This window comes from Virgibacillus sp. AGTR, from assembly GCF_016919725.2.
Lineage (GTDB): Bacteria > Bacillota > Bacilli > Bacillales > Amphibacillaceae > Virgibacillus > Virgibacillus salarius.
In genome coordinates this window covers 1-3,320 of the sequence record NZ_JAJERH010000135.1, presented here as the reverse complement: position 1 = coordinate 3,320, position 3,320 = coordinate 1, and the positions used below count along the sequence as shown (strand labels likewise).

The 3,320-nt window shown below is 38.3% G+C and carries 3 protein-coding genes; all 3 read left to right on the top strand.

What is annotated here, in order from left to right; all coding sequences use genetic code 11:
* The first annotated feature begins 234 nt into the window (after positions 1-234).
* The 3 genes from JUJ52_RS22685 to JUJ52_RS22675 all read left to right on the top strand — a co-directional run bounded on the left by JUJ52_RS22685 (position 235) and on the right by JUJ52_RS22675 (position 3,072).
* A complete protein-coding gene (locus JUJ52_RS22685) occupies positions 235-1,224 on the top strand; it encodes an ABC transporter substrate-binding protein (protein ID WP_026679612.1) in 990 nt (329 codons plus the stop codon).
* A 66-nt stretch (positions 1,225-1,290) separates the two neighbouring features.
* Positions 1,291-2,277: an ABC transporter permease gene (locus JUJ52_RS22680; protein WP_026679613.1), complete on the top strand. Its 987-nt coding sequence runs from the start codon at positions 1,291-1,293 to the stop codon at positions 2,275-2,277.
* Positions 2,278-3,072, top strand: a complete 795-nt coding sequence (locus tag JUJ52_RS22675) for an ABC transporter ATP-binding protein (RefSeq protein WP_205388506.1) — start codon at positions 2,278-2,280, stop codon at positions 3,070-3,072.
* The last annotated feature ends 248 nt before the right edge of the window (positions 3,073-3,320 follow it).

The following is a 3,320-nucleotide window of genomic DNA, read 5'->3' as shown; positions in this document are numbered from 1 at the left end:
TTACTGAAATATGCGAAGCCTCCTTGAAAAAAGAACGCTTTTTCTGCGCGATGCACCGCTGCCGAATCCTTCCTTATCTATGTACATTTATATACACAATTAACGGAATAATAAAAAAATTATGTAACCTGATAGTTTTTAACTATTAAAAGATTCTGGTTATTTAATAAATTATATGATATAATTCGCTTGACTATTTCTAACGTTAATGAAGTATAAAAAGGGGGAATCGCATTGAAAAGGTTTTTAGGCTTTATAGTTATTCTCGGCATTCTGGCGCTTACAGCATGTGGAAGCGATGAGAACGATGAGGGAACAGCTGCAACAGATGATAAGAGTTATCAAATTGGAGTAAGTCAAATCGTGGAACATCCGTCACTTGATGCAGCTTACGAAGGCTTTCAAGAAGCATTAAATGATGCCGGAATTAACGCCGAATTTGATTTTCAAAGTGCTCAGGGAGATCAGAATAATATTAAACCAATCTCAGATGGGTTTGTAGCAGATAGTGTTGATTTAATTTTTGCTAATTCTACTCCAAGTGCGATTGGTGCCTTGCAGGCTACCCGTGACATACCGATTGTTTTTACCTCGGTAACCGATGCTGTAGAAGCAGGTTTAATAAAAACCATGGAAGAACCTGGTGATAATATAACTGGTGTGGTAGACCTTCATCCTGATGCAATTGCAAAGACAGTTGAATTTATAGAAACCTATTTTTCTGATGCAACGGTTGGTATGCTCTATAATGCAGGTGAGCAAAATTCAGTAACGCAGGTCGATGCGGTAAAAACAGCTGCTGAAGGCACCGGAATAACAATTGAAGAAAGAACGGTTGCTACATCTTCTGAAGTTCAGCAAGCTGCTACTTCACTTGTTAGTGATGTTGATCTTTTTTATATTATTACAGATAATACAGTAGTTTCAGCACTAGATAGCGTAGTAGGAGTTGCAAATGATCAGGATATTCCATTGATTGTTGGCGAGCCTGATTCACTAGCTAAAGGTGGATTTGCAACGTTTGGTATTGATTATAATACAATTGGATATCGAACAGGTGAAATGGCAGCAGCAATATTAAAAGGAGATAAAGCCCCAAGTGATTTTCTAGTTGAATACCCACCTGAACTCCAGTTATTTATTAATAAGCAGGCTGCCGAAGAGCAAAATGTAGAATGGAATACAGAATGGGATGAATCAGCGCAGTTTTTAGAAGCTGAATAGACGAATAATAGAGTAGAGCCGGAGATGAGTCTGGCTCTAAATTTTACCTCAAACAGGAGGATTCATATGTTTATATCTTTGTTTGGAGCTGTAGAATCGGGTCTAATCTATGCAATTATGGCATTAGGTGTGTATTTAACCTTTCGTATACTTGATTTTCCAGATCTAACTGTGGATGGCAGCTTTGTTACTGGAGGTGCTGTAGTAGCGCTTTCCATTATGAATGGTGTTTCACCAATTATTGCAACGATACTTGCAGCTGCAGCGGGCTTCATTGCTGGATGTTTTACAGGGTTGCTACATACAAAGGGGAAAATTAATGCTTTACTTTCGGGAATACTTATGATGACAGCGCTTTATTCTATTAATTTACGGATTATGGGGCAGCCTAATTTATCTATTATAAATGAGAATGTCGTATTTGATTCCATTAATTCGCTAATTGAGAACACCGGGATCACTACGTTATTAAACAATTTATTAGCAGTAGTCGGTATTGAACAATTTCCACCTACTTGGGGAATTGTAATCCTTATGGTTGTGGTTACGCTTATGATTAAAGTATTAACTGATTTCTATTTGAAAACAGAGGTAGGTCTTGCACTGCAGGCTATCGGTGACAATAAACAAATGATTCGGAGTCTGTCAGCTAATACAGATTCATTAACCATTATTGGTGTTGGTATCTCTAATGGTATGGTAGCCCTTGCTGGGGCTCTGATCGCTCAACAAGGTGGATTTGCTGATGTTGGTATGGGTATTGGTATGATTGTTATTGGACTTGCTTCTGTTATCATCGGAGAAGCGTTATTTGGTAAAAAAACAGTGGCAAGAGCTACTTTTGCTGTTATCGGTGGAGCAATTATTTATCGGATTATCGTTACGATGGCATTACGCATCGACTTTATGGATACAGGAGATATGAAATTAATGACCGCGCTAATCGTTATTCTTTCTTTAGTAACGCCTAAAATACTACAAGCTAGAAAAGAGAAAAAGCGCCGACTATTAAAACAAAGGCAGCTTTATCCATTGAAAAAGGAGGTCTCGTAAATGCTTGAGCTAGCTAACATATCCGTCACGTTTAACGAACAGACTCCTGACGAAAAAAAGGCATTGCAAGATATTCAAATAGAAATGGATAAAGGTGATTTTGTAACAGTAATCGGAAGTAATGGAGCAGGAAAGTCGACTTTAATGAATGTAATTGCAGGACAAATTATACCTGATGTAGGTGATGTCTTTATAAATCGTCAACAAGTTGCTCATTTGCCAGAGTATAAGCGTTCTACTTTTATTGGCAGGGTTTTTCAGGACCCGATGGCAGGTACAGCTCCTTCCATGACGATAGAAGAGAATCTAGCAATGGCACTTGGTAGGATTCATAAGCGAAAATTAAGACTTGGAGTAACAAAAAACAGGAAATCTACCTTCAAGGAAGTACTAAGTTCCCTGAATTTAGGATTAGAGAATCGATTAACTGCAAAGGTTGGTCTGCTATCTGGTGGTGAAAGACAAGCATTATCGCTGTTAATGACAACTTTTACAGAACCGGAAATATTGTTATTGGACGAACATACTGCGGCGTTAGATCCATCCAGAGCTGCACTGATTACAGAATTAACGGGAGAGGTCGTTCAAAAATTTAATCTTACAACCTTAATGGTGACACATAATATGCAGCAAGCATTGGATTTAGGCAATCGATTAATTATGATGGATAAAGGTCAAATTATTTATGATGTAAGTGGAGAAGAAAAACAAAGATTAACGATTGAAGATTTACTACAGGAGTTCAGACGTATTCGTGGAACACAATTAGATAATGATCGTGCAGTGTTAAGTTAAATTGTTAAATACTCAAATCGGCTTTAATATAAGTCGTCTTTTTTTTGGGGGCTAGGAAATAAAATTTGAGCCTATGGATATATGGGCGTGTTGAGCCGCGTCCAGCCGCATGCGGCCAGTAACGAGGCGACTTCACGAATCGCTCTAATCTAAGTCATCATCTGCTCACAAGCTTTCCGTGATTCCTTTATCTACGTTGACTAGAATCCAGTCACTACGTTTCTAACCGGGCGCTTGCGTTTTTGTTC

Excerpts from the sequence above, each read along its gene's own strand:
- JUJ52_RS22680 (WP_026679613.1), top strand. The coding sequence starts at position 1,291 with ATGTTTATATCTTTGTTTGGAGCTGTAGAATCGGGTCTAATCTATGCA.
- JUJ52_RS22675 (WP_205388506.1), top strand. The coding sequence starts at position 2,278 with ATGCTTGAGCTAGCTAACATATCCGTCACGTTTAACGAACAGACTCCT.